This window comes from Leadbetterella sp. DM7 (genome assembly GCF_040829825.2).
Classification (GTDB): Bacteria; Bacteroidota; Bacteroidia; order Cytophagales; family Spirosomataceae; genus Leadbetterella.
Genome location: NZ_JBFOLH020000017.1, coordinates 1 through 20,704, shown reverse-complemented (window position 1 = coordinate 20,704; position 20,704 = coordinate 1). Strand labels below are relative to the sequence as shown.

At 49.6% G+C, this 20,704-nt stretch carries 19 protein-coding genes; 1 reads left to right on the top strand and 18 read right to left on the bottom strand.

The features are described from left to right. Window positions 1–7: 7 nt before the first annotated feature. The 11 genes from AB2U10_RS16265 to AB2U10_RS16215 all read right to left on the bottom strand — a co-directional run bounded on the left by AB2U10_RS16265 (window position 8) and on the right by AB2U10_RS16215 (window position 12,177). Window positions 8–784 (bottom strand): TPM domain-containing protein, encoded by a 777-nt coding sequence (locus AB2U10_RS16265; RefSeq protein WP_367915946.1) that lies wholly within the window; start codon window positions 782–784, stop codon window positions 8–10. Next, complete coding sequence (locus AB2U10_RS16260) at window positions 784–1,212, bottom strand: TPM domain-containing protein (RefSeq protein ID WP_367915947.1); 429 nt, start codon at window positions 1,210–1,212, stop codon at window positions 784–786. Before AB2U10_RS16260 ends, AB2U10_RS16265 begins: the two co-directional genes overlap by 1 nt. A gap of 76 nt (window positions 1,213–1,288) precedes the next feature. Next, window positions 1,289–1,876 (bottom strand): LemA family protein, encoded by a 588-nt coding sequence (locus AB2U10_RS16255; protein ID WP_367915948.1) that lies wholly within the window; start codon window positions 1,874–1,876, stop codon window positions 1,289–1,291. Between the two features lie 195 nt (window positions 1,877–2,071). Continuing rightward, complete coding sequence (locus AB2U10_RS16250; protein WP_367915949.1) at window positions 2,072–3,022, bottom strand: cytochrome-c peroxidase; 951 nt, start codon at window positions 3,020–3,022, stop codon at window positions 2,072–2,074. Further along, a complete protein-coding gene (locus AB2U10_RS16245; protein ID WP_367915950.1) occupies window positions 3,019–3,393 on the bottom strand; it encodes a hypothetical protein in 375 nt (124 codons plus the stop codon). The genes AB2U10_RS16250 and AB2U10_RS16245 overlap by 4 nt, the downstream gene beginning before the upstream one ends. A gap of 5 nt (window positions 3,394–3,398) precedes the next feature. Then, window positions 3,399–3,782 (bottom strand): hypothetical protein, encoded by a 384-nt coding sequence (locus AB2U10_RS16240; RefSeq protein ID WP_367915951.1) that lies wholly within the window; start codon window positions 3,780–3,782, stop codon window positions 3,399–3,401. A gap of 185 nt (window positions 3,783–3,967) precedes the next feature. Next, a complete protein-coding gene (locus tag AB2U10_RS16235) occupies window positions 3,968–6,871 on the bottom strand; it encodes an ATP-binding protein (RefSeq protein ID WP_367915952.1) in 2,904 nt (967 codons plus the stop codon). A 96-nt stretch (window positions 6,872–6,967) separates the two neighbouring features. Next, window positions 6,968–7,783, bottom strand: a complete 816-nt coding sequence (locus tag AB2U10_RS16230; protein WP_367915953.1) for a hypothetical protein — start codon at window positions 7,781–7,783, stop codon at window positions 6,968–6,970. A gap of 11 nt (window positions 7,784–7,794) precedes the next feature. Beyond that, complete coding sequence (locus AB2U10_RS16225) at window positions 7,795–8,556, bottom strand: hypothetical protein (protein ID WP_367915954.1); 762 nt, start codon at window positions 8,554–8,556, stop codon at window positions 7,795–7,797. Between the two features lie 26 nt (window positions 8,557–8,582). Next, the gene (locus tag AB2U10_RS16220) at window positions 8,583–10,487 is read right to left on the bottom strand and encodes a S9 family peptidase (protein ID WP_367915955.1); all 1,905 of its coding nucleotides are present in this window, start codon (window positions 10,485–10,487) and stop codon (window positions 8,583–8,585) included. Between the two features lie 46 nt (window positions 10,488–10,533). After that, window positions 10,534–12,177 (bottom strand): M1 family metallopeptidase, encoded by a 1,644-nt coding sequence (locus AB2U10_RS16215; RefSeq protein WP_367915956.1) that lies wholly within the window; start codon window positions 12,175–12,177, stop codon window positions 10,534–10,536. Window positions 12,178–12,332: 155 nt separating this feature from the next. On the opposite strand from AB2U10_RS16215, the gene AB2U10_RS16210 reads away from it, so the two are divergent. Further along, window positions 12,333–12,905: a hypothetical protein gene (locus AB2U10_RS16210; protein WP_367915957.1), complete on the top strand. Its 573-nt coding sequence runs from the start codon at window positions 12,333–12,335 to the stop codon at window positions 12,903–12,905. A gap of 90 nt (window positions 12,906–12,995) precedes the next feature. Here AB2U10_RS16210 and AB2U10_RS16205 read toward each other — a convergent pair whose 3' ends face one another. The 7 genes from AB2U10_RS16205 to AB2U10_RS16175 all read right to left on the bottom strand — a co-directional run bounded on the left by AB2U10_RS16205 (window position 12,996) and on the right by AB2U10_RS16175 (window position 20,391). After that, the gene (locus AB2U10_RS16205) at window positions 12,996–14,576 is read right to left on the bottom strand and encodes a DHA2 family efflux MFS transporter permease subunit (RefSeq protein ID WP_367915958.1); all 1,581 of its coding nucleotides are present in this window, start codon (window positions 14,574–14,576) and stop codon (window positions 12,996–12,998) included. A 21-nt stretch (window positions 14,577–14,597) separates the two neighbouring features. After that, window positions 14,598–15,683, bottom strand: coding sequence for an HlyD family secretion protein (locus tag AB2U10_RS16200; RefSeq protein ID WP_367915959.1), 1,086 nt, complete (start codon window positions 15,681–15,683; stop codon window positions 14,598–14,600). 15 nt (window positions 15,684–15,698) lie between these two features. Continuing rightward, the gene (locus tag AB2U10_RS16195; RefSeq protein ID WP_367915960.1) at window positions 15,699–17,003 is read right to left on the bottom strand and encodes a TolC family protein; all 1,305 of its coding nucleotides are present in this window, start codon (window positions 17,001–17,003) and stop codon (window positions 15,699–15,701) included. Further along, window positions 16,987–17,604, bottom strand: coding sequence for a TetR/AcrR family transcriptional regulator (locus tag AB2U10_RS16190; protein ID WP_367915961.1), 618 nt, complete (start codon window positions 17,602–17,604; stop codon window positions 16,987–16,989). Before AB2U10_RS16190 ends, AB2U10_RS16195 begins: the two co-directional genes overlap by 17 nt. 134 nt (window positions 17,605–17,738) lie before the next feature. Further along, window positions 17,739–18,218, bottom strand: coding sequence for a hypothetical protein (locus AB2U10_RS16185; protein WP_367915962.1), 480 nt, complete (start codon window positions 18,216–18,218; stop codon window positions 17,739–17,741). Between the two features lie 227 nt (window positions 18,219–18,445). After that, window positions 18,446–20,074 carry a chaperonin GroEL gene (groL, locus tag AB2U10_RS16180; protein WP_367915963.1) on the bottom strand — a complete coding sequence of 543 codons (1,629 nt, stop codon included), beginning with the start codon at window positions 20,072–20,074 and terminating at the stop codon, window positions 18,446–18,448. Between the two features lie 41 nt (window positions 20,075–20,115). After that, complete coding sequence (locus AB2U10_RS16175; RefSeq protein ID WP_367915964.1) at window positions 20,116–20,391, bottom strand: co-chaperone GroES; 276 nt, start codon at window positions 20,389–20,391, stop codon at window positions 20,116–20,118. Window positions 20,392–20,704: the final 313 nt, after the last annotated feature.

The window sequence follows — 20,704 nt, the reverse complement described above, 5'->3', positions numbered from 1 at the left end:
TAGCTTCCTAATAGCTTCCGCTCGCGCCGCCACCCCCGAAGCTTCCGCCGCCGAAGCCTCCAAAACCGCCACCGCGGCTACCGCCTCCAAAGCCACCGCCGAAACCGCCGCCCCAGCTACCCGACTGGCGTCCCCAACCGGTATAGGTGGTATAAGGCCAGCCACTGTCGTTCAGGATGTTCCTGCCGCCGCCCCGGTTGCCGCCGCCTTTGTTGCGGGAGCTGATAATGATAAAAATAACGATAACCAGGAAGAACAGGAATATGCCTCCTACCGGGAAATCGTCTTCTTTGGGATCCGCCTTGTACTCGCCTTTGGCATAATCAATGATGGCTGTGGTAGCCTGGTCCAGGCCTTCGTAGTACCGAAGGTCTTTAAAATTGGGAGCTATGATATTGCTGATGATTCTTTTGGCATAGATATCGGGCAGTGCACCTTCCATTCCATACCCGGTCTGTATGGTCACTTTCCTGTCGCCGGGAGCCCAAAGCAGCACAATACCGTTGTTTTTCCCCTGCTGGCCTACTCCCCATTTCCTGCCCAGCTGCAGGGCATAGTCACTGATATCATACGGTTCGGTGGTTTTAACGATGACCACCGCAATCTGGGTGGAGGTTGAGTCGTTGTACGCCACCAGCTTGTTTTCGAGGGCGCTGATCTGGTCAGCGCTCAGTAACCCGCCTACAAAATCATTGACCAGCCGGGGCGGATCAGGCCTCTCCGGGATCTCCTGGCCAAAAACGTGGAGGCTAAAAAATAACAGGATGAAATATCGTATCTTCATTATCCAAAACTTATGTCGTTCGGAAGCTCATTTTCATTTACGCCCTGGATGGGAAAATAAACCTGGAGCTTTTTACCAGTTTCTTCTATGGCCCGGATAAACCCGTTTTCAAAGTCACCGATCCGGAAGTTTTCCCGCAGAATTTCCTGGGTGCTGTTCCAGAAGTCCTGGCCTACTTTCCGGTTGATCCCTTCATCGCCGATCACCGCAAATTTTTGATCTTCATAGGCCAGGTAGAACAGAACGCCGTTTCTCAGGGCTGTTTTATCCAGCGACAGATACCGGAATACTTCAGCGGCCCGGTCTATGGGGTTTGCTGAAGGGCAATGTTCTTCCACGTGCACTTTGATCTCGCCTGAAGTGAGCTCCTCTGCCTCATGGATGGCATTAACAATGTTTTTCTGTTGTATTTCGGATAGGATAAACATGATTTTATTTTTAACCACACAGATACATAGATATATAAGTTTATTTCCTATAAATCTATGTACCTATGTGGTTATATCAGAATTTAAAGTTCACGTCAGGAGCTGTCTGTGCCGCATCGGTAGCTTTGAACAGCTCTTTTTGTGAGAACCCGAAGATGCCGGCCATAAGATTAGCGGGGAAGGTTCTTACCGCAAGGTTATAATCGGCTGTAGCTTCGTTAAAGTCTTTACGGGCTACGGTGATGCGGTTTTCAGTGCCTTCCAGCTGCGCCTGCAGCTCCAGGAAGTTCTGGTTGGCTTTTAGCTCCGGATATTGCTCTACGGCTACGAGCAAACGGCTGAGTGAGCCGCTCAGCTGGCTTTGTGCCGCCTCAAATTTTGCCATGTTTTCCGGGGTCAGGTCGTTGGCGTCCAGCTTGATCTGGGTGGCTGCCGCCCGGGCATTGATCACGTCGGTAAGGGTGCTTTTTTCGAAGTCGGCCGCGCCCTGAACCGTTTTAACGAGGTTACCGATCAGGTCGGCTCTCCGCTGGTATTGGTTTTGCACTTCACCCCATGCTTTTTGAACGAGATTGTCTTTGCCCACCAATCCGTTATACGAACTACAGGCATAAACGCCGAACAGAGCGATCAGACCAATCAACAGTAACGTTCCTTTTTTCATTTTGATTACGCAGTTTAAGTTTAAATCCGGCATAAAGTTAAATAAAGATCCGGGTTTGAGAAATTTTATATTATAAACATAGCGCAAAGGCAGGTGAACGGTAAAATTTGATTATACCGGTGAGAAGGTAACGACTGGTGGTCATACTATTTTGCGGGCAGGAATACGAAAGCATTCTTTCCCGTTTTCCGGGGCTTACTTTCTGGCCAGTGATTTGCTGGTGAGCGATTTTAAGAAGTTTTCCAGGTCCTGCTTATCCGGTTCTGATAAATTTAACGGCTTTGAAAGCAGTGAATCCCTGTTGATGGCATCGGGTACTATTTTATCCGGATCGTTATAATAATCGATCACTTCGCGCAGGGTTTTAAACATACCGTTGTGCATGTAGGGTGCCGTTAGCGCCACATTCCGGAGCGGGCCTATTTTGAATTTACCTAAATCGTTTGCCTTTCGGGTAATGACAGCCCGCCCGCTGTCGTTCAGGTCTTTGCCATTGAATAAGCCGATATTCCGGAATTCGGTATTGCTGAAGTCCGGCCCGAAATGGCAGCGCACGCAGTTGGCGCTGCCGTTAAACAGGGCAAAACCACGTTTTACAGATTCGCTTACGGCTTTTTCATTATCGTTCGTTTTCCAGTTGTCAAAAGGCGTATCGCCGGTTTCCAGCGATTGTTCGAAAGCCGCCAGCGCCCGGGACAAGGTTTTGGCAGAGGGTTGCTGTTGGTATATTTTCTGAAAAGCTTCCCGGTAAAACCCGCTTTGCTGCAGGCGATGAACGGCGCTGTCTACCGGCAGATTCATTTCGTCAGGATTGGCAATCGGTATCAATGCCTGTTCTTCTAACGTAGAAGCTCTTCCGTCCCAGAAAAAGAAGGCGGCATTATTTACATTCATGGCGCTGGGTGTATTACGCACGCCTTTCCTGTTCAGCACACCCAGGCTTACGGCGCTGGTATCGGCAAACGCAAAGGACGGCTTGTGGCAGCTGGCGCAGCTTATCTTTTTGTCAGACGAAAGCAGCGGGTCAGAAAATAATGTTTTACCCAGGGCAATTTCATCTTCCGGCATTTGAACGCCTGAGGTACGGTAGAAAAAGTGGAACACTACCGCGCTGAAGACCAGTAACAGGATGATCAGGTATCTCATGGCTTTAAGCGGGAAAAACCTGTGCCGTCCATGTCGTAGATCCTTGGCTTACAGGTGTCTTCAATAGCTCTGAATACAATGGAGTCCCGGTTTATAAAGTCTATTTTATAGGTGGCATAGTATTCTTCGTCACCGGAGTCGCAGATAGGATCAAAGGTCCTCAGGGTATCGTTTTTAAAGGAGGATTTTCCGCTGGAGAATAGTTTCCCGTCCATAAAATAATCATGGGTGCCGTCTTCCCGGAAACGGGCTTCGGCCAGGGGGCCGCTTTTAAATTTACCTTTCCATTTGCCATGGAATTCATGCTTCTCTTCTTTTTGCGCGCAGGAAAGAAGGCAGAGGGTTACTAAAGGGATGAGTATTGATTTCATGATCGTTATTTTTTTACCCTGCCGAAACGTACTTTATCGGTATTCATGATCCGCACGGAGCAGGTGTCGTCAATTAAATTAATTTTCAAAGAGTCACTGAAGTAGGTGAGTTTATAGGCCCCTACGGAGTTAGGGCCACAGTTAGGATCGCCACTGAAGTAGATGGTGTCTCCGCTCACGGCGAATTTCTGGGAGATCACTAATTTACCGTTAGCCATGGCGTCTACGGTTCCATCGGGTTTAAACCGGGCCAGTAAGGTCCAGGGTTTACCTTCATACGTGTCGTGGATGTCCCACTCGCCCAGGATGGTAGGTTCCGCCGCCTGGTTAGAGGGAGTGTTACAGGCTGCGGCCAGCAGCATTAAAATACCATACAGTAGTTTTTTCATGATATGTATTTTTGGGTTACAAAATCGTATTTCAAAACTACAGGTGCACATAAAAAAAGGCATTTGCGGCTGTTGCAAATACCTTTGATTATTTTTCTTTTAAGTTATTGATTGTCAGTATGTTTGAAAATGTTGCGGAATGTTTTGAATCTGTTGCAGCCGCTTTGGCCTAAGCAGGCAGCGTGCTAGGCGTTCTTAGGCACTTCGCTGGGCGCATACCCGAAGTGCCGGGAGAAGGCGGTGGAGAAGTTGGCCGGGTTACCGTAACCTATGCGATAGGAGATTTCGGCTACGGTGCCGGCACGATTTTCTAAAAGCTCATGGGCTTTCTGCATCCGGATGGTGCGCACCAGGTCGCCGGGGCTTTGGTCTATGATCCCTTTCAGCTTACGGTGGAGCTGGGTGCGGCTGAGCCCGATTTTCCTGCCCAGGCCTTCGGTGCTCATCTGCTCATCGTCTATATTTTCTTCAATGACGGTTCTGAGCCGGTCCAGGAAGGCTTTGTCCAGCGAGGGCATTTCTTCGGGATGGGTAAGCCAGCGGTAGTTGCTTCTGTATTTTTCCTGGAGTGATTTCCTTACGCGGATCAGGTTATCCATAACGGCCTGCAGTTCACGGTTATCAAAGGGCTTGGCCAGGTAGGCGTCAGCGCCGGTTTCCAGGCCCTGTATGCGGCTGTCGGTATCGGTTTTAGCCGTGAGCATGATCACGGGAATATGGTTGGTGCGTTCGTCCGTTTTTAAGGTGTAGCAAACTTCATAACCGTTTTTAAACGGCATCATGAGGTCAGTAATGATCAGTCCCGGTATTTCTTTTAAGGCTTTTTCAATGCCCTCGCGGCCATCTTCGGCCGTGAGTACGGTAAATTTCCCGGCCAGGGTGGTTTGGATAAAATCTCTCAGCTGGGCGTGGTCTTCTATGACCAGCACCACCGGCAGGTTTTCATGAATCTCCGCTTCTTCTGTCACGGGGGCTTCAGCAGAGAAAGTGATGCGGGGTTCTGTTTCCTGCTCCGGGGATAAGATATAGGGCAGGTTTACTGTAAAACAGCTGCCTTTAGCCGGTGCGCTGCTGACACCGATGGTGCCGCCCAGGAGGGTCACCAGTTCTTTTACCAGGGCCAGCCCCACGCCGGCGCCCTCGCGGGAGCGGGTATCACCGGCATCGGCCTGGTAGAAGCGGTCAAAGATGTAGGGCAGTTTTTTTTCAGGAATGCCTATGCCGGTATCTTCTATGGTTATGGAAAACTGTGCGTCTTCTTCCCGGTCAAAAAGAACGTTTATGGTTCCGCCGGGGATATTGAATTTCAGGGCATTGGATATTAAGTTCTGGACTATTTTTTCGAGTTTATCCGCATCGGCTTCTATTATTAAGCGATCTACGGACGACCGGAAATCGAGGGAAATGTTTTTTTGCTCGGCCAGGGAGTGAAACTGCGCCACCATCACGCGTAACCACCTGACGATATCCACCGGCACCGGCTTTACTTCGATCTGCCCGTTTTCCAGCCGGCTTAAATCCAGCAGCTGGTTAATCAGCTCCAGGAGGCGCTGGCTGTTTTGTAAAATATAACGGGCATACGAGCGGGTAATTTCCGGGTCAGGATTATTTAACAGCTCTTTGGCCGGGTTCATGATCAGTGTGAGCGGCGTCTTAAATTCATGGGTAAGGTTAATGAAGAACCGGGATTTTGCCGCATCCATTTCCTGCAGTTTTTCGGCCTGTTCGCGTACCTGTGCCGTGCGTTCCATGACGGTTTTCTCCAGCTGCACGGCCTGTTCGGATACCAGGCGGTTTTTTTCCTGTTCTTTCAGGATGTTTTCTGCGGCCAGCCTATCATTTTCTTTTAGCTGAACCGCCAGCGTCCGGTTCGTATCGGCGATATCGATGGCCAGGTAGATGGAAAACAGAACCGGGAGAATGAGGTTCCCCCAGGCAAATCCCACCATGACCTGGTTCAGGGTAAACCACCCGAAGCGATTGGAGCCGACAAAAGCGCCCAGCAGGATAAACAGGACCATGGCCAATACAATCAACCACAGTTTTTTATTCCCTTTTTTAATAGACCGGTAAATAACAATGAACGCGTCGGTATAAAAAACAAGGGTAAATGCCAGCTGATAGTTGTTACTGAAATTACTCAGCCAGCGGTTATACCAGAAATCCTGCATGTTCCAGATAACCGCCAGGGTCCAGGGTACGGTGAGGGCTAACACCAGCAGTGTCCGGATGCGGGGCAGTTTCCCGTAACCCAGGTAGTAGAGCAGCAGCATGGCGAATGTGACGTGCAGGTTAACAAAGCCCAGGAAAACCCGGGTGTATAAAACCTGCCGGGCGGGGTCAGTAGTGACTATGGTCTGGTACCGGGCAAACAGGCCTATGGCCACTATGGCCACAAAAAGTACGTAGTAGAGGTGGATCTTCTGCCGGGGATAAAACAGGAAGAGTAATAGATGCAGCAGGATGAGAATCCCTGCCGCGCCGGCACTGATGAGTAGCAGGTCCATGAGGCGCTGGTTGGCTTTTTGGGTGCTGTTCATGCGATGCAGGTCCTGGATCTGCATATTGAACCCGTAGAAATTGGGATAATAACCCCACTCATTGGAAAAGCGTACGGCAATCAGGTGCGGCAGGGTATCTGTAACGGCTATGGGAATGGTGAGAAAGGGGTTTCTTACGGCTTTCATGGTTTCCTTAGACGTACCCAGCTCGCCCAGCGACATGATTTTCCGCCCGTCAAAATAAAATTCCGCGGCGGCATCCAAATTAAAATAAATACCCCATGTGTCTGTCAGTGTGTTGTCCTGTTTTTTTACCCAGAGCCGGAACCATCCGAACCCTGTCCATCCTTCCGGCATAGGCGCCCGGCTGTATTTGTCAGCGCCAAAACCAGTGGATTTCACTACCTGCCAGTTGCTGTCAGGAGTACCGGGAAGAGCCCACTGCATGTCATCGCCGGGATGAAACCGCCAGCCGGCATTGTCTAACCAAAGAGGTTGGGTAATGCAGCTGTCCGAAAGAATCACCGGCTGGTCTCTTGCCTGGGCATACGCTTTTACCGGAAGCAAACCCACAGCGGCTATAAGCAAACAGCCGTAAAGGAAGGTGTTTTTTCGCTGGTTATGGCGGAAAAAACACCTGGTAATAAATGATTCTTTCCCGTGCATGAACTGTATTAACCTATTTCAAAAATAATCAGAATTAGTAAACGCTGACCCGGATTTTTGCTTGTTAGTGAGCAATGCTATCCCCAGCCAGTACGCCGGCGCCAATGCAATGGCCGGCACCATAAACGGGAAATAGTATTCCTGAAATGCGGATAGCAGGCAGAGCACACAAAATACGATGCCTGTTAAGCAAAAGATACTGATGACGGCGAACTGCCATTTCCGGATGGCGGATTGGCGGAACAGGGCAAAAGACAGGGCAATGGCGGCTACGTATAACGATGCCCGGGCCAATGCCCTCCAGGGCATGTGAAAGTCAAATTGCGGAAAGAAATCATCCGCATTTTTCCCGGCCGTTACCCAGTCTTTTAACCCGGAACTGAACCTGAACGAACTATAATTATCCCATAAATTCAGTAAGGCCATGAGGCATAACATCCCCAGGATTATTTTTGATAAAGTGGTGTCAGGCGATGAGATAACTTTCAGCCCGGCCCTGAGTAACAGCAGGACAGCCATCATCAGCGCTCCGTACCTGAACTGTTCAATACCGGCGGCTGTCAGCAGGCCGGCATCTTCTCTTGGCGGCCCGAGGTGCAGAGGAACCAGGGTGATCAGGCCCATGGCAAAGAGCAACCACCCTGCCGTATGACTACCGGGTTTACAGAAACGGAGTAAAAGAAACCCCGCAATGAAAATCCCGGTACAAATAACGATGTAAGCCGCGAAAGTTTCCTGGTTTACCTGTGCTTCAGGCGGGAAGAAGTTTTCGGTAAGGGGATAGTAAGGCAATAGAATCAAAATGAGTATTGCTACTGTACGGAGAAATTTCATAGTTTAGCTTTTTAGTGGTTATAAATCCGCCTTTTATTAGCCAGTAATGCTATCCCCAGCCAGTACGCCGGCGCTAATGCGATGGCTGGAACCATAAAGGGAATGCGGGGATCCTGGCCATACAGGATACACATCACAATGCCTATGAGGCAAATAACGGTCAGCCCGATCCACTGCCATTTTTTGATTTCTCCTTTTTGACTCAGCAGAAAAGCCAGTAAGGCAGCGGTAGCATAAACCAAAATCCGGGTAGGGCTCCGCAATGCCCCCGGAAACGGGCTAATATAAGCAGCGGTGTCCGGATTCTGCCCGGCGAAGCTCAGCAAAAACAGGGAACCGGAATTCCACACACTCAGCAGGAGCATGATGCATAGTACGGCCAAAGTTATTTTTGAGAGGGTACTTCGGAGCGGAGCAATGACCTTCAGCCCGGCCATGAACAGCAGGAGGGTGGCCGCGATCAGTAGGGTAAACCTTAATCTTTCGATACCCGTTGCAGCCTGTAGTTCCGGCCCCATCCTGGGCGGGCCGAGGTGCAGCGGGATGATCACGATAAGGCCTATGGCGAACAGCAGCCAGCCGGCATTATGACTTTCAGGCTTTAAAAACCGCATCAAAAGCACTCCAAGGGCAATTGATCCCATACAAATCAGGATATACTTCCCAAAAGTCGAGTTATCCACCGGTGTTCCCGGCGGGAAAAACTGTTCTGTAATGGCCAGGTAGGGCAGAACCATTAATACGATTACTGCCGGGATACGAAGAAATTTCATAGTTTAAAGGTTTTTTGGGTTAGTGTCTACTTTTGAGCTTTGAGGTGTTTGTCTAAAAACTTCTCCATGGCACCGTAAAAATCGTATTGGTTGTCCTGGTTATGGAAACCGTGCCCTTCATCATTTTTTACCATATACTCTACCTCAATGCCCCGCTTTTTCAGGGCTTCCACCATTTGGTCGCTTTCGGCTTTGTTGACCCGGGGGTCATTTGCTCCCTGGGCTATGAAAAGCGGTGTTTTAATTTTATCGGCATGAAATACAGGGGAAGCTTCGACCAGTAGCAGGCTGTCTTTTTGCGGGTCACCCATCATTTCGTGAAACTGGTCCAGGTAAGGTTTCCAATACGGCGGTATGGTCTTCAGCAAAGTAAATAAGTTACTTACTCCCACATAATCCACGGCCGCCGCATATAAATCGGGTGTAAATGTAATCCCTGCCAGGGTGGCGTAACCACCATAGCTTCCGCCGTAAATGGCAACCCGGTCTTTGTCGGCAATGCCCTCTTTGATCAGCCATTCTACGCCGTCGGTAATGTCATCCTGCATGGTTTTGCCCCATTGTTTGAAGCTCGATTCCCAGAATTTCCGGCCGTAACCGGTACTTCCCCGGAAGTTCATCTGTAATACGGCATAACCGCGATTGGCTAAAAACTGCACCTCGTTATTGTATCCCCAGCCGTCTCTGGCCCAGGGGCCGCCGTGCGGGTTAATGACTACCGGCAGGTTTTTGGGCTCCACACCCAGGGGTAGCGTAAGGTAGCCGTGAATTTCCAGGCCATCTCTGGATTTATAAGAAACCGGCGTCATACGGCACATCTGATTTTCGTTGATCCAGGGGTAGGGGTTGGCTATTTGTTTCGATTCTTTGGTTTTAAAATCGTACAGGTAATATTCAATGGGCAGCCGGTCACTGTTTACACCCACGATGGCTTTGGTGCGGGCGTCGTCGTGGTTGGCCACAAATGTATAATAACCGTCAAATTTCTTATCCAACGCCTTTTGGATATCGCCCCATTCCTTATCAAAAAAATGCTGTTCCGATTTTTCTGCTTCCCAGTAAACAGAGGCTAATGCTTGTTTTTTCCGGTCGTAGTCAATACCGGCTATATCGTAGTCTTTGTCGGCAAATAGTTCTTTTATTTCCTTTTTTGCGATGGGGTCGTATTCTACCAGTGCGCTTTTATCTCTGCCGATATTGCTGATGGCATAGATCAGGGTATTGTCTTTGTTGAAAGACGATGGCGCAAAGGTCTCTTTAAACGAAGTAGTCATCAAAGGCGTGAAACTGTCTTTTTCTGAATTCCGGTAGTTCCAGGTAATGTTTACACCGTCTGTTTTGGAAGCAAGCCGTATGACCCCGTGGTTATCCGTCATCCAGCTGTCGTAGTTTTCTTTGTTGTCGTAAAGCAGGGTAAGTTCCCCGGTTTCTATATTCAAAAGGTAAGGGTCAAAGTATTCTTTTACCCTTTTGTTGATTTGCACAATCATGTCTTTTTCTTTCCCGCTGATGTCATTCAAAGCGTCAAGGATGTCGCTTCTCACCCCGGCAAAAGGGGTTAATGCTTTCAGGTCTGTTCCGTCGGCTTTGACAGAAAAAAGCTGGAAGTTTTCATCGCCCCCAATGTCCTGGGCGTATACAATCCGGTCGCCTTTCCAAAAATACCCGCCGATGCTTCTCAGGGTATCATGGGTCACCCGGGTAGCGGAGGTCTCTTCTACTTTCTGAACAAAAATGTTCATCTTTCCTTTGTAATCCGCCCTGTAACTGAAATAACGGCCGTCAGGCGATATCCGGAGTGAACTTTTTTCCCCGTTTTTGAAAAACGTTTCCATCGGAAGAAGGGGGGCAGGAACTTCTTTTTCCACCTTTTTGCAAGAGCTGAACAGGGCTGCGAAAGCCACGCAGGCTGATAACAGTATATATTTCATCGTTTTCTGAATTTGGTTATTCTGCTTTAAATTTTCCACATTGTCATTATTCATAAATTACGCGTTTGAAATACCAGTTCCCTGGGTCGGCCTCGGGCAGGGTGGTACTTTTTATCGTCCATATATTTTTACGCAGGTTGGCCGGGTCCAGGTTGTCCATGACTTGGGTTTGGATGCCCGCGGAGGTCCGGATATCAATGGCCAGGGGTTGCGGAAAATTTTCCGCATAAACCGCATAGGTATCCGGGCTGAGTTTCCGGATACGAATATCCAGGGTTTCTTTTGTATACAGGTAGAAGTCGAAAACGGGCTTCAGGCTTTTCCCGGCATAAGAAGAAAAGTGTTTTTCCACGTCATCGCTTACCAGGAAAGTGGTATAGGGGTATTTTACATTTTCACTGAGGGCTTTCAGCGCCGGGAAGAAGAGGGAATCGCCCATCAAATGGCGCAGGGTATGCATTAAGAAGGCTCCTTTGTTGTACACATCGCCGTTATAGGCCTGTAAAGTAGAGAGCGCTTCACCCTGAACCACCGGCACCTGGCCTTCAATATCGGCTTTCTTGGCTACCATTACCGAGTCATAGCCTTTTTCGCCCAGCATCTCGCGAAAGAAGAGCGCATCGGCATAGGTGGTGATGCCCTCCTGGATCCAGAAATGGGCCCAGTCTTTGTTGGTCACCTTGTTGGCAAACCATTCGTGGGTAAATTCGTGAAAAAGGTTATCGGAGAAGCTAAAGCCGGGGTAGTGGTGGTACCGGAAGTTTTCACCTCCGTAGGAGATCATGGTCTGATGCTCCATGCCGTAATTGGGTACTTCCACAATACCCATCTTTTCTTTCACCCAGGGATATTCGCCAAAGTATTTTTCGAGAATATGCGCGTCGCGGGCCCGCATTTCCACGATTTCACGGCCTTTGTGCCTATGCTCTTCCAGTACATAAAATTCAACAGGCACGCGGTTACCGTGAACGGTGGTATAGGTCTCTTTTTCTACCGCATATTTGCCGATGTTAAAAACCAGGCAGTAGTTGCTGATGGTGTAGCCGGTTTTCCAGTGCCAGACGGCACCCTTTCCCTGCTTTTTTACCGATTGCAGCAAACCGGGTCCGGCTACCACCAGGCCTTCCGGAACCGTAATGAACATTTCTGCGCCTTCATCGGGCTCATCAGAAGGGTGATCTTTGCAGGGGAAATAAATTTTCCCGCCTTCCATCTGGCAGTTAATGGCCACCCAGGGGTTACCCGTGCTGTCGGTGGTCCAGGTAAAGCCACCCCGCCAGGGCGGCCTGACCGCTACCGGGGGAACGCCGCTGTAGCTGATTTTAACGATATGGCTGCCTGTGCCCAGCGGTGCGCCGGTTGTAATTCTCAGGGAGTCTGCGGAGTGCTGAAAAACGGTATTCTTCTGGTCTACCTGTACGTCTTTGACCCGGTAGGCCTGCACCAGCTGAAACAGCAGCGAGTCAGACGGCTGAAGCAGGTTCAGCCGGATCTCCGTAAAGCCGTCAATGGACTTCCGGGCGATATCCACATCCAGGTTCAGCGTGTAATGACGGATATCCATATTGGCCTGTACCGCTCCGAGCCGTCCGCCTGAGCTCAGGGGCATATTCTGCCCGGAAGAGGTATAAAACAGGAAAACGCAGCAGACGCCTGCAGCCAGGGCAGAAAACGGGCGATAATTTTTCATCAGATTTTGTTCCGGGAGGCTTTTTTCTGTAAAAGTAAAAAAATCAAAACCATAAGCCTATACCCAAAATGGTGTATTTTAACGGCTTACAGGTCTTCGGTTTAAAGAAGAAGTCCTTATCTTTGAACCCATATCGTTTTAAACACATGCCAATCATGAAAAAACTGCTTTTTCCGCTGCTTTTTATTTTCCCGCTCATGGTTGCTGCCCAGGAGGACATGAAAAAGACCCTGGGAGAGTACCTCCGGCTGGCAGAAGCCAAAGATTCGGAAAAAATAATGGATTATATGTACCCCGGATTTTTCACGCTCTATCCCCGTCACCTGATGGTGGAGGTCATGAACAGGTCATTTAATGATCCGGCGTTTGAAATCCTGCTGATGGACTCCCGTATCCTGGATATTTCTCCTTTGAAAACCGTTGATACGGTCACCTATGCAGTGGCGGATTATTCGGTGGTCATGACCCTGAAGTACCTGGAGTCAGACGATAACCCGCTGCCGGATGCAGAGGCGATAGAGCTGACACAAGGGATTTTCAAGCAGATGTACGGGGAAGAGAACGTACGGTATATCCCGGAGGAGACAAAGTTCAGGATCACCGCTGCCAAAAAGATGCTGGTGCTGAAAACACCCGGCCTTACTGCCTGGAAAGTGCTCGGGGTGGAAGAAAACCTGAAGCCGGTCATGAAGAAAATTATACCGGAAAAAATACTGGAAGATCTGTAGAAGAGCGATGTCTTCTGCAGATCTTCCGGTGAGAATGTATACAAACTGCTTACCCGCCGCAGCTGTGAGCTGTAGCTTTTGAAGCAGCGTTTAGTGCATCATTTCATTGAGGTCTACCTTTTGTTTGCTTTTACGCTCCTTAACGAAGAGCACAAACGGCACGCAGGCCAGGAAGAGCAGCCCCAGGTACAGAAACACATCCATGTACGAGAGCACCGTGGCCTGCTTCATCACCGAGTATTGCAACGACTGGTAGGCCGAGCTCAGGGCGATGTCAGGGGTCATTCCCTTGATCATAAAGCTGGCTTTTATGGCAGCGATACGTTGCTGTACATCGGGGTCAAACGTGCTGATATGCTCTGACAGGTAGGCCGAGTGCTTAACGGTCTGGTTGGAGATAAACGTACTGATCACCGCAATGCCGAATGAACCACCCAGCTGGCGCATCATACCGGTAAAGGCGGCGCCTTCCCCGATCTCTTTCCCTTTCAGGGTACTTAATGAAAGCGAGGTGATCGGGATAAAAAGTAAGCCCAGACCGGCTCCTCTGACAATAAGCAGCCAGAAGAAATCATCCCTGCCCGTGTCAGGAGTAAGTACCTTGTACCCCCAGAAGCTGTAGACAAAAAACAGGCTCAGCCCGATGGCCACCAGCACCTGCTGCCGGGCGCCTTTCGACAGCAGCCGTGCTATGAACGGCATCATGACGGCGGTGGTCAGGGCGGCAGGGATCATCAGCGCCCCCGATTGCAGGGCGGTCCAGCCCAGGATACTCTGCGTGTACAGAGGCACGATAAACGTAGAGCCGTACAGGCCGAAGCCCAGGATGAACGACATCACCGTACCGATTCTCAGGTTGCCGTTTTTCAATACCCGTAATTCCACAATGGGGTATTTAAAGGTGAGCTCCCGCCAGAGAAACAGGATCAGGCCCACCACTGAAATAATGCTTAAAACCACGATGGTTTTGCTTTCAAACCAGTCTTCCTCATGTCCTTTTTCCAGGATGTACTGGAGCGACCCCACAAAAACCGACAGCAGGAAAATCCCCGGCCAGTCTACATCGCGGGGCTTTCTTTTCTCCGCATATTTCGGACTGCGCACAAACTGAAGGGTCATTAAAGTAGCCGCAATGCCGATGGGAATATTGATGTAAAAAATATACGGCCAGCTGTAATTATCCACAATATACCCGCCCAGCGGCGGTCCGAGGGTAGGGCCGATGATAACCCCGAGACCGTAAATGGCCTGTGCCATGCTTCTCTTTTCGATCGGGTAAGATTCCGTAATAATGGTTTGGGAAGTCACCAGGAGCGCCCCGCCGCCAATTCCCTGCAGGAAACGGAAGAAAACCAGCTCCCAGATATTGGTCGCATTTCCGCAGAGAAAAGAGCAGAGCGTAAAGAGTACTACTGAAGCTGCGTAATAATTTCTTCGTCCGAACTGCTGCGAGAGCCAGCTGGTCATGGGTACAATGATCACGTTCCCGATAGCGTAGGCGGTAATTACCCAGGCTACCTCTGAAAGGGTGGCGCCCAGGTTACCTTTCATTTCATTCAGTGCCACATTGACAATAGTAGAGTCTACTATTTCCAGTAAAGCGCACAGAATGGTGGTGATGGTGATAATGACCCTTCGTGAGCCGTATTCTATTAAAGAATCCTGTTGCATACTTTGTCCCGGCAGGGGATTTTACTGTAAAGAAACTTCCGCATGAACGTTCATGCCCGCCCTGAGTTTCGCAATGATCTCCTGGTCGGGGTGAACGAAATCGAGCCGTACGGGAACCCGCTGAACCACTTTTACAAAGTTACCGGTGGCGTTATCGGGAGGCAGCAGCGAGAAGGAAGAACCCGTAGCCGGTGAGAAAGAGGTGATCCGGGCCTCAAATTTCCGGCCAGGGAACGCATCGATCTCAATTTCCGCTTTTTGTCCTTCCAGCATTTTAGAAAGCTGGGTCTCCTTGAAGTTGGCCACTACCCATTTTTCATTGCTCCTTACCAGGCTGAAAAGCTGGGCTCCGGCCTGAACAAACTGCCCGGCCTGTACGGGAACTTTCGATACAAAACCGTCTTCAGGGGCTACAATAACCGTATAAGAGCGGTTCAGGAGCGCATTGGCCAGGTCGGCTTCACGCTGCTTTACGATAGCCCGGGCCACATTGATCTGGGCTGAGCTGGCTACCGTTTGCGACTCGGCGGCACCGGTTTGCTGAACCACCTGGCCTTTTTGCTCAATCAGCACCTGCAGCTGCTTTTCGGCTGATTCTTTTGCGGCCAGCGCCTGCTCATACTGCTGCTGGGTGATAGAGCGGTCTTTGATCAGGTTGGCATACCTTTTCAGGTCTTCCGTGGTTTTCCAGACATTCACACGCGCTGCCTCTATCTGGGCGTTGGCCGTGGTTACTGCTGCTTTGTGCGTATTCACATTTTTAGAAGTAGCAGCGGTGGCCGCCTGCGATGAGGCCACATTGCTGAGGGCCGTTTCCAGGGCCGCCTGGGCCTGCTGAACCAGGATCTCCTGGTCTCTGCTGTCAAGAATAACCAGGGTGTCTCCCTTATGAACGGGCTGGTTGTCTTTCACTTTCACCGATTCCACGTAACCGGAAATGCGCGAAACTACGGGTGCCATATTGGATGCGATCTGGGCATCATCAGTGGCTTCGTGCTTTAACCGGTAGCTGAGAATATGGTAGCCGTAAGCGGCTCCCCCCAATACTAGGGCAACAAGGATTATGGGAAAGAGTACGGAACGTCTCTTTTTGGGTTGGTTTTCCATTGATTTTTATCGATTTTAAAATATTCCTGTAGTCTGAAGTAATTTTTTATAGGCCAGGGCGGCATCAGCCCGGGCGTTAAGCACACTGATCTGGGCAGCTATACGGGCCGCGTCGGCATCCAGGAGCTCGGTCATAGTGGCCAGTCCGTTATTGTACTTGTTATGGGTGATCCGGTAATTCTCATCGGCCTGGTCTACCATATTCTGTAACACTTCGGTGCGCTTCCGTGCCGTTTGGGCGGTCAGGTAATCGCGGTTGATATCCAGCCTGATCTGGTCATTCAGCAGATCGTTTTCATTGGCCAGCTGTTTTTCTTTGGCCTGTGTCTGCATAAGCCTTGAATTTTTCTTCCAGAGGTTATCCAGGTTATACTGAATGCCCAGGCCTATATTGGCCGCGTTGATTACTGACACCAGGTTGGGTATTTCAGCGGCTATATAGCCCCCGGTCAGCACCACGGTAGGCAGTGCTTCAGCCCGGGCCGAACGAATGTTGGTCTGTACCGCTTTCCGGTTGAAATTCAGTGCCTGAAGGTCTTTCCTGTTTTCCAGTGCCTGGTTCAGGAAGTAGTCTGTGGCGGGCAGCTGCTCCCGGGTGGCGGTGATATAGGCCGAGTCAAGCGTAAGCCGGGTGTTTTCAGGCAGGCCCAGCAACAAATTCATGTGGATGGTGGCAATTTCAAAGCTGTTCTGTGCATCCAGCAGCTGCAGCTCGATATTGGAGGTCTGCAGGCTGGCTTTCAGCCGGTCGTTTCGCGCCAGGATGGCATTGTTCTCAAAATCCAGGAACTGGCGGTCGCGTTGTTGCGCCGCTTTCAGGTTCTCGGTGAGTACAATCAGCGCCTGTCCGGCTTTGAACAGGTTGTTGTAGGCCGCTGCAATGGTATAAGCCACAGCGGTTTTGTTGTTTTCCATGCTGAGGCGGCTGGCCTGCTCCAGGTAGCGGGCCGATTCTACGGCATACCCCGTTTTGCCGCCGGTATAGAGCGGGTAAGAGACAGACGCGTTGGCCAGTAAGGCCGAGTTAACTTTGGGAGTATTTCCCCCTTCTGCCTGATCTCCTCCCATTTTCATGTGTACGGTGGCATTGGTGAGGGCCATGCCGGTGCCTGAAAGCTTGAAATCAGGATACAGCCGGTTTCGTGCAGCCACGTAATCGGCGGTGGCGGCTTCTATCCGGGCCTGGTCTGACCGGAGTGTTTTGGAAGCCTGCAGTCCGAGAGAAACGGCCTCTTCAAGCGTAAGGCTGCGTGTCTCCTGGGCGTAAGTAAGAAAAGGGAACGCCAGTAAAATAAAAACCAGGCTAAATAACTTGTTCATATCCAAGTAAGTAGGTTAAAATGTTTTTAATGTGATCTTTGAGCTGCTGGATGTATTCGGTGTCAAAGGTGTCATCGCCCCGGTAGAATTCTTTGTAAATGGGCAGGGAGTTGATCGAATTGAAGAGCGTGCCCGCCACGGTGCTCTGCAGAAAAGCCGGGTGAGGCCTTTTGGTGAAAATGCAGCTTTGGTGCCCTTCTTCAATCAGTTTTTCATAGATCTGGAGAAACATCCTCTTGTTTTGCCTGAGGTAGTCCAGGGTATGCTCATTTTTCTGGTTCAGTAATTCCCGCTGGAAGATCTGGTGGAAATTCCGGTTTTTCTGTACTTTTTCAATGTACTGGTCCACTATGCGCATCAGTTTTTCAAAAGTGTTGTACTCGGGCGTTTCCAGCACCTTATATGCATAATCCAGCCCCTGCTTCATCCTGAACTCGAAGATTTTCTCCAGCAGCTTTTCCTTGGAGCCGAAGTAGTAGGATAACATCGAAATGTTGACCTCTGCTGCGGCAGCTATCTCACGGGTGGAAGTTCCGTTAAATCCGTTTTGTGCAAAAAGCCTTTCCGCATGAAGCAATATGTTTTCTTCCTTTTCTGACATGATGACCTGTTTGACGCTGCAAATTTAGCGGAGAAAAAAAATGCATTAATCAATCGATTGATTGATTTTTTCGGAAAACTTAAAATTTCCTGAAAAAATGAAAAATTATAATTCCAAAGTGAAATGATGTGTTGTTAAAGGGGAGCGGGAGAGGTATAGCCGTAGATCAAAGGCTCGGTCCACCGCAGGGAGTCCGGGAAGGGCAGGCCGTAGCGCAGGAAATCCTTGCGGAGCAATAGTAAGCGGGGTTTTTCGGGGTATTTGTCAGAATAGATAACAGGAAAGGTTCTTCCCACCAGCTCAGGGTAGCAGGAAGGGTGCAGCCTGATTTTCCTCCCGGAAGTGCTGTAGCCGTTCGTGCTGCTTTTCCGGCCTTCGGGCGTTTGAAAAGAATAGGTAAAATAAGTTTTATGGCCTCCTGCCCGGGTAGTAGCGGTATATATATGCGTAAGAACGGCATTTGAATAGCGGGGATCAGCCAGGACTGCTTTTTTTACTTTTGAGCTTTCCCAGCGCCACAGAATCAGGAGTGACCCCATCAATAAGAGGAATATGGAGAACATGATCTGTCCGCGAAGATCGCTGCGGGAAGAATACCATTTGCCCTGCGCCATTTTGTGTAATTTACAGGATTCAATATACAAAAAATACCCGCAGAAAAAATCTGCGGGTATTTTTTTTTAGCTTCCGTAAGAGTTCCGGCCGGGTTTGCCATCTGTCACCTCGAGTGTAGTCGAGAGGCACACGTGGTCGAGAAGTGCTCGGTTCTCGTCTACGCTCGAACTGACAAGTGGCAGCCTATCCGGGGAACTATCCACTCGGAACTATCCACTCGGAACTATTACATCATTCCGCCCATTCCACCGCCGTGCATGTGCGGGGCTTCAGGCTTTTCTTCAGGAATATCGGATATCACCGCTTCAGTGGTCAGCAGCAGGCCGGCAATTGAAGCCGCGTTTTCCAGCGCCAGACGAGTCACTTTTGTAGGGTCAATGATACCCGCAGCAATCATGTCTTCGTATTTATCTTCACGGGCGTTGTAGCCGTAAGCGCCTTTACCGCCTTTTACTTCCTGAACCACTACCGAGCCTTCGCCACCGGCGTTAGATACGATAGTTCTCAGCGGAGCTTCCACTGCATTGCGGATAATGGCAATACCGGTTTTCTCATCGGCGTTTTCAGGAGTAATGGAGTCAAGCGCTGCCTGGGCCCGGATGAAGGCCACACCACCACCGGCAATGATACCTTCTTCTACTGCTGCGCGTGTAGCGTGCAGGGCATCATCAACGCGGTCTTTTTTCTCTTTCATTTCTACTTCTGTAGCCGCACCGATATAGATGATGGCCACACCGCCTGACAATTTGGCAAGACGCTCCTGGAGCTTCTCGCGGTCATAGTCAGAAGTAGTGCTTTCAATTTGTGCTTTGATCTGGTTAACACGTCCTTTGATGGCATCGGCATCACCGGCACCGTTGATTACGGTAGTGTTGTCTTTATCGATAGACACTTTCTCGCTCTGACCCAGCATGTCAATGGTAACGCCTTCCAGTTTGAAACCTCTTTCTTCTGAAATAACGGTACCGCCGGTCAGGATAGCGATGTCTTCCAGCATGGCTTTTCTCCTGTCGCCGAAGCCCGGTGCTTTCACGGCACAGATTTTCAGCGCTCCGCGGATCTTGTTCACCACCAGGGTAGCCAGGGCTTCACCGTCTACATCTTCAGCAATGATCAGCAGCGGGCGGCCGGTTTGTGCTACGGCTTCCAGCACGGGAAGAAGCTCTTTCATGGAAGAAACTTTCTTCTCGGAGATCAGGATGAACGGACGCTCCAGTTCGGCTTCCATTTTCTCGGTATTGGTTACGAAGTAAGGCGACAGGTAACCTCTGTCAAACTGCATACCTTCTACGGTTTTCACCTCGGTTTCTGTACCACGGGCCTCTTCTACGGTAATTACACCTTCTTTACCCACTTTCTCCATGGCATCAGCGATCATCTGGCCGATCTCCTGGTCGTTATTGGCCGATATGGTAGCCACCTGGGTAATTTCTTTAGAAGAATTGATGGATTTGGATTGTGACCGGAGATCTGCAACGATAGCAGAAACGGCTTTGTCAATACCTCTTTTCAGGTCCATCGGGTTGGCCCCTGCCGCTACGTTCTTGGCACCGATCGTATAAACCGCCTGGGCCAGAACAGTAGCTGTAGTGGTACCGTCACCGGCTGCATCAGCGGTTTTGGAAGCCACTTCTTTAACCAGCTGAGCACCCATATTCTCAATAGAATCAGCCAGCTCGATCTCTTTCGCTACGGATACACCGTCTTTGGTAATAGAAGGAGAACCGAATTTTTTATCAATAATAACATTACGTCCCTTAGGTCCCAGGGTCACTTTTACGGCATTGGCCAGGGTGTCAACGCCTTTTTTTAATTTATCTCTAGCCTCTGTATCAAAAAGAATTTGCTTTGCCATTTTACTAATTTTAAGTTTTTAACAAGAATAGTTAAGGACTATCAGATGATAGCGTAAATGTCTGATTCTCTCATGATCAGGTATTCTTTCCCGTCTACGGTGAGCTCGGTACCTGAATATTTTCCGTACAGTACGGTGTCGCCTGTTTTTACGGTAAGAGGTTCATCTTTTTTTCCGGGGCCTACAGCTACCACAGTACCTTTTTGAGGTTTTTCTTTGGCTGTATCCGGAATAATAATTCCGAAAGCAGTTTTCTCCTCAGCCGGAGCTGCCTCTATCAAAACTCTGTCTGCTAAAGGTTTTACGTTTACTGACATAATCGTTGAATTAATTTTTAATTGAAAATTTCTGAAACAGTATTCTCAAATCTGCTGCCAAATGTGCAATGCCGGTTTTTTACTGCCATTTTTTCAGTATATGCTGTCATTTTCTGCCAATCCTGGTTTTTGCACAGCTCTTCTTTTACAGATTGCCGGTTTCTTTGTAGTTTCGCGTGGATTAGCTAGGGTTTGCTGTTAACAGGCTAAATTCTTTATTAAAAGGGGATTATTTCTTATTTTTCGGAGGCAAAAGCGAATAATATGGCAAAAGCGCGTCAAAAACGTGCATCAAGGCAGGCCTATATGCCGG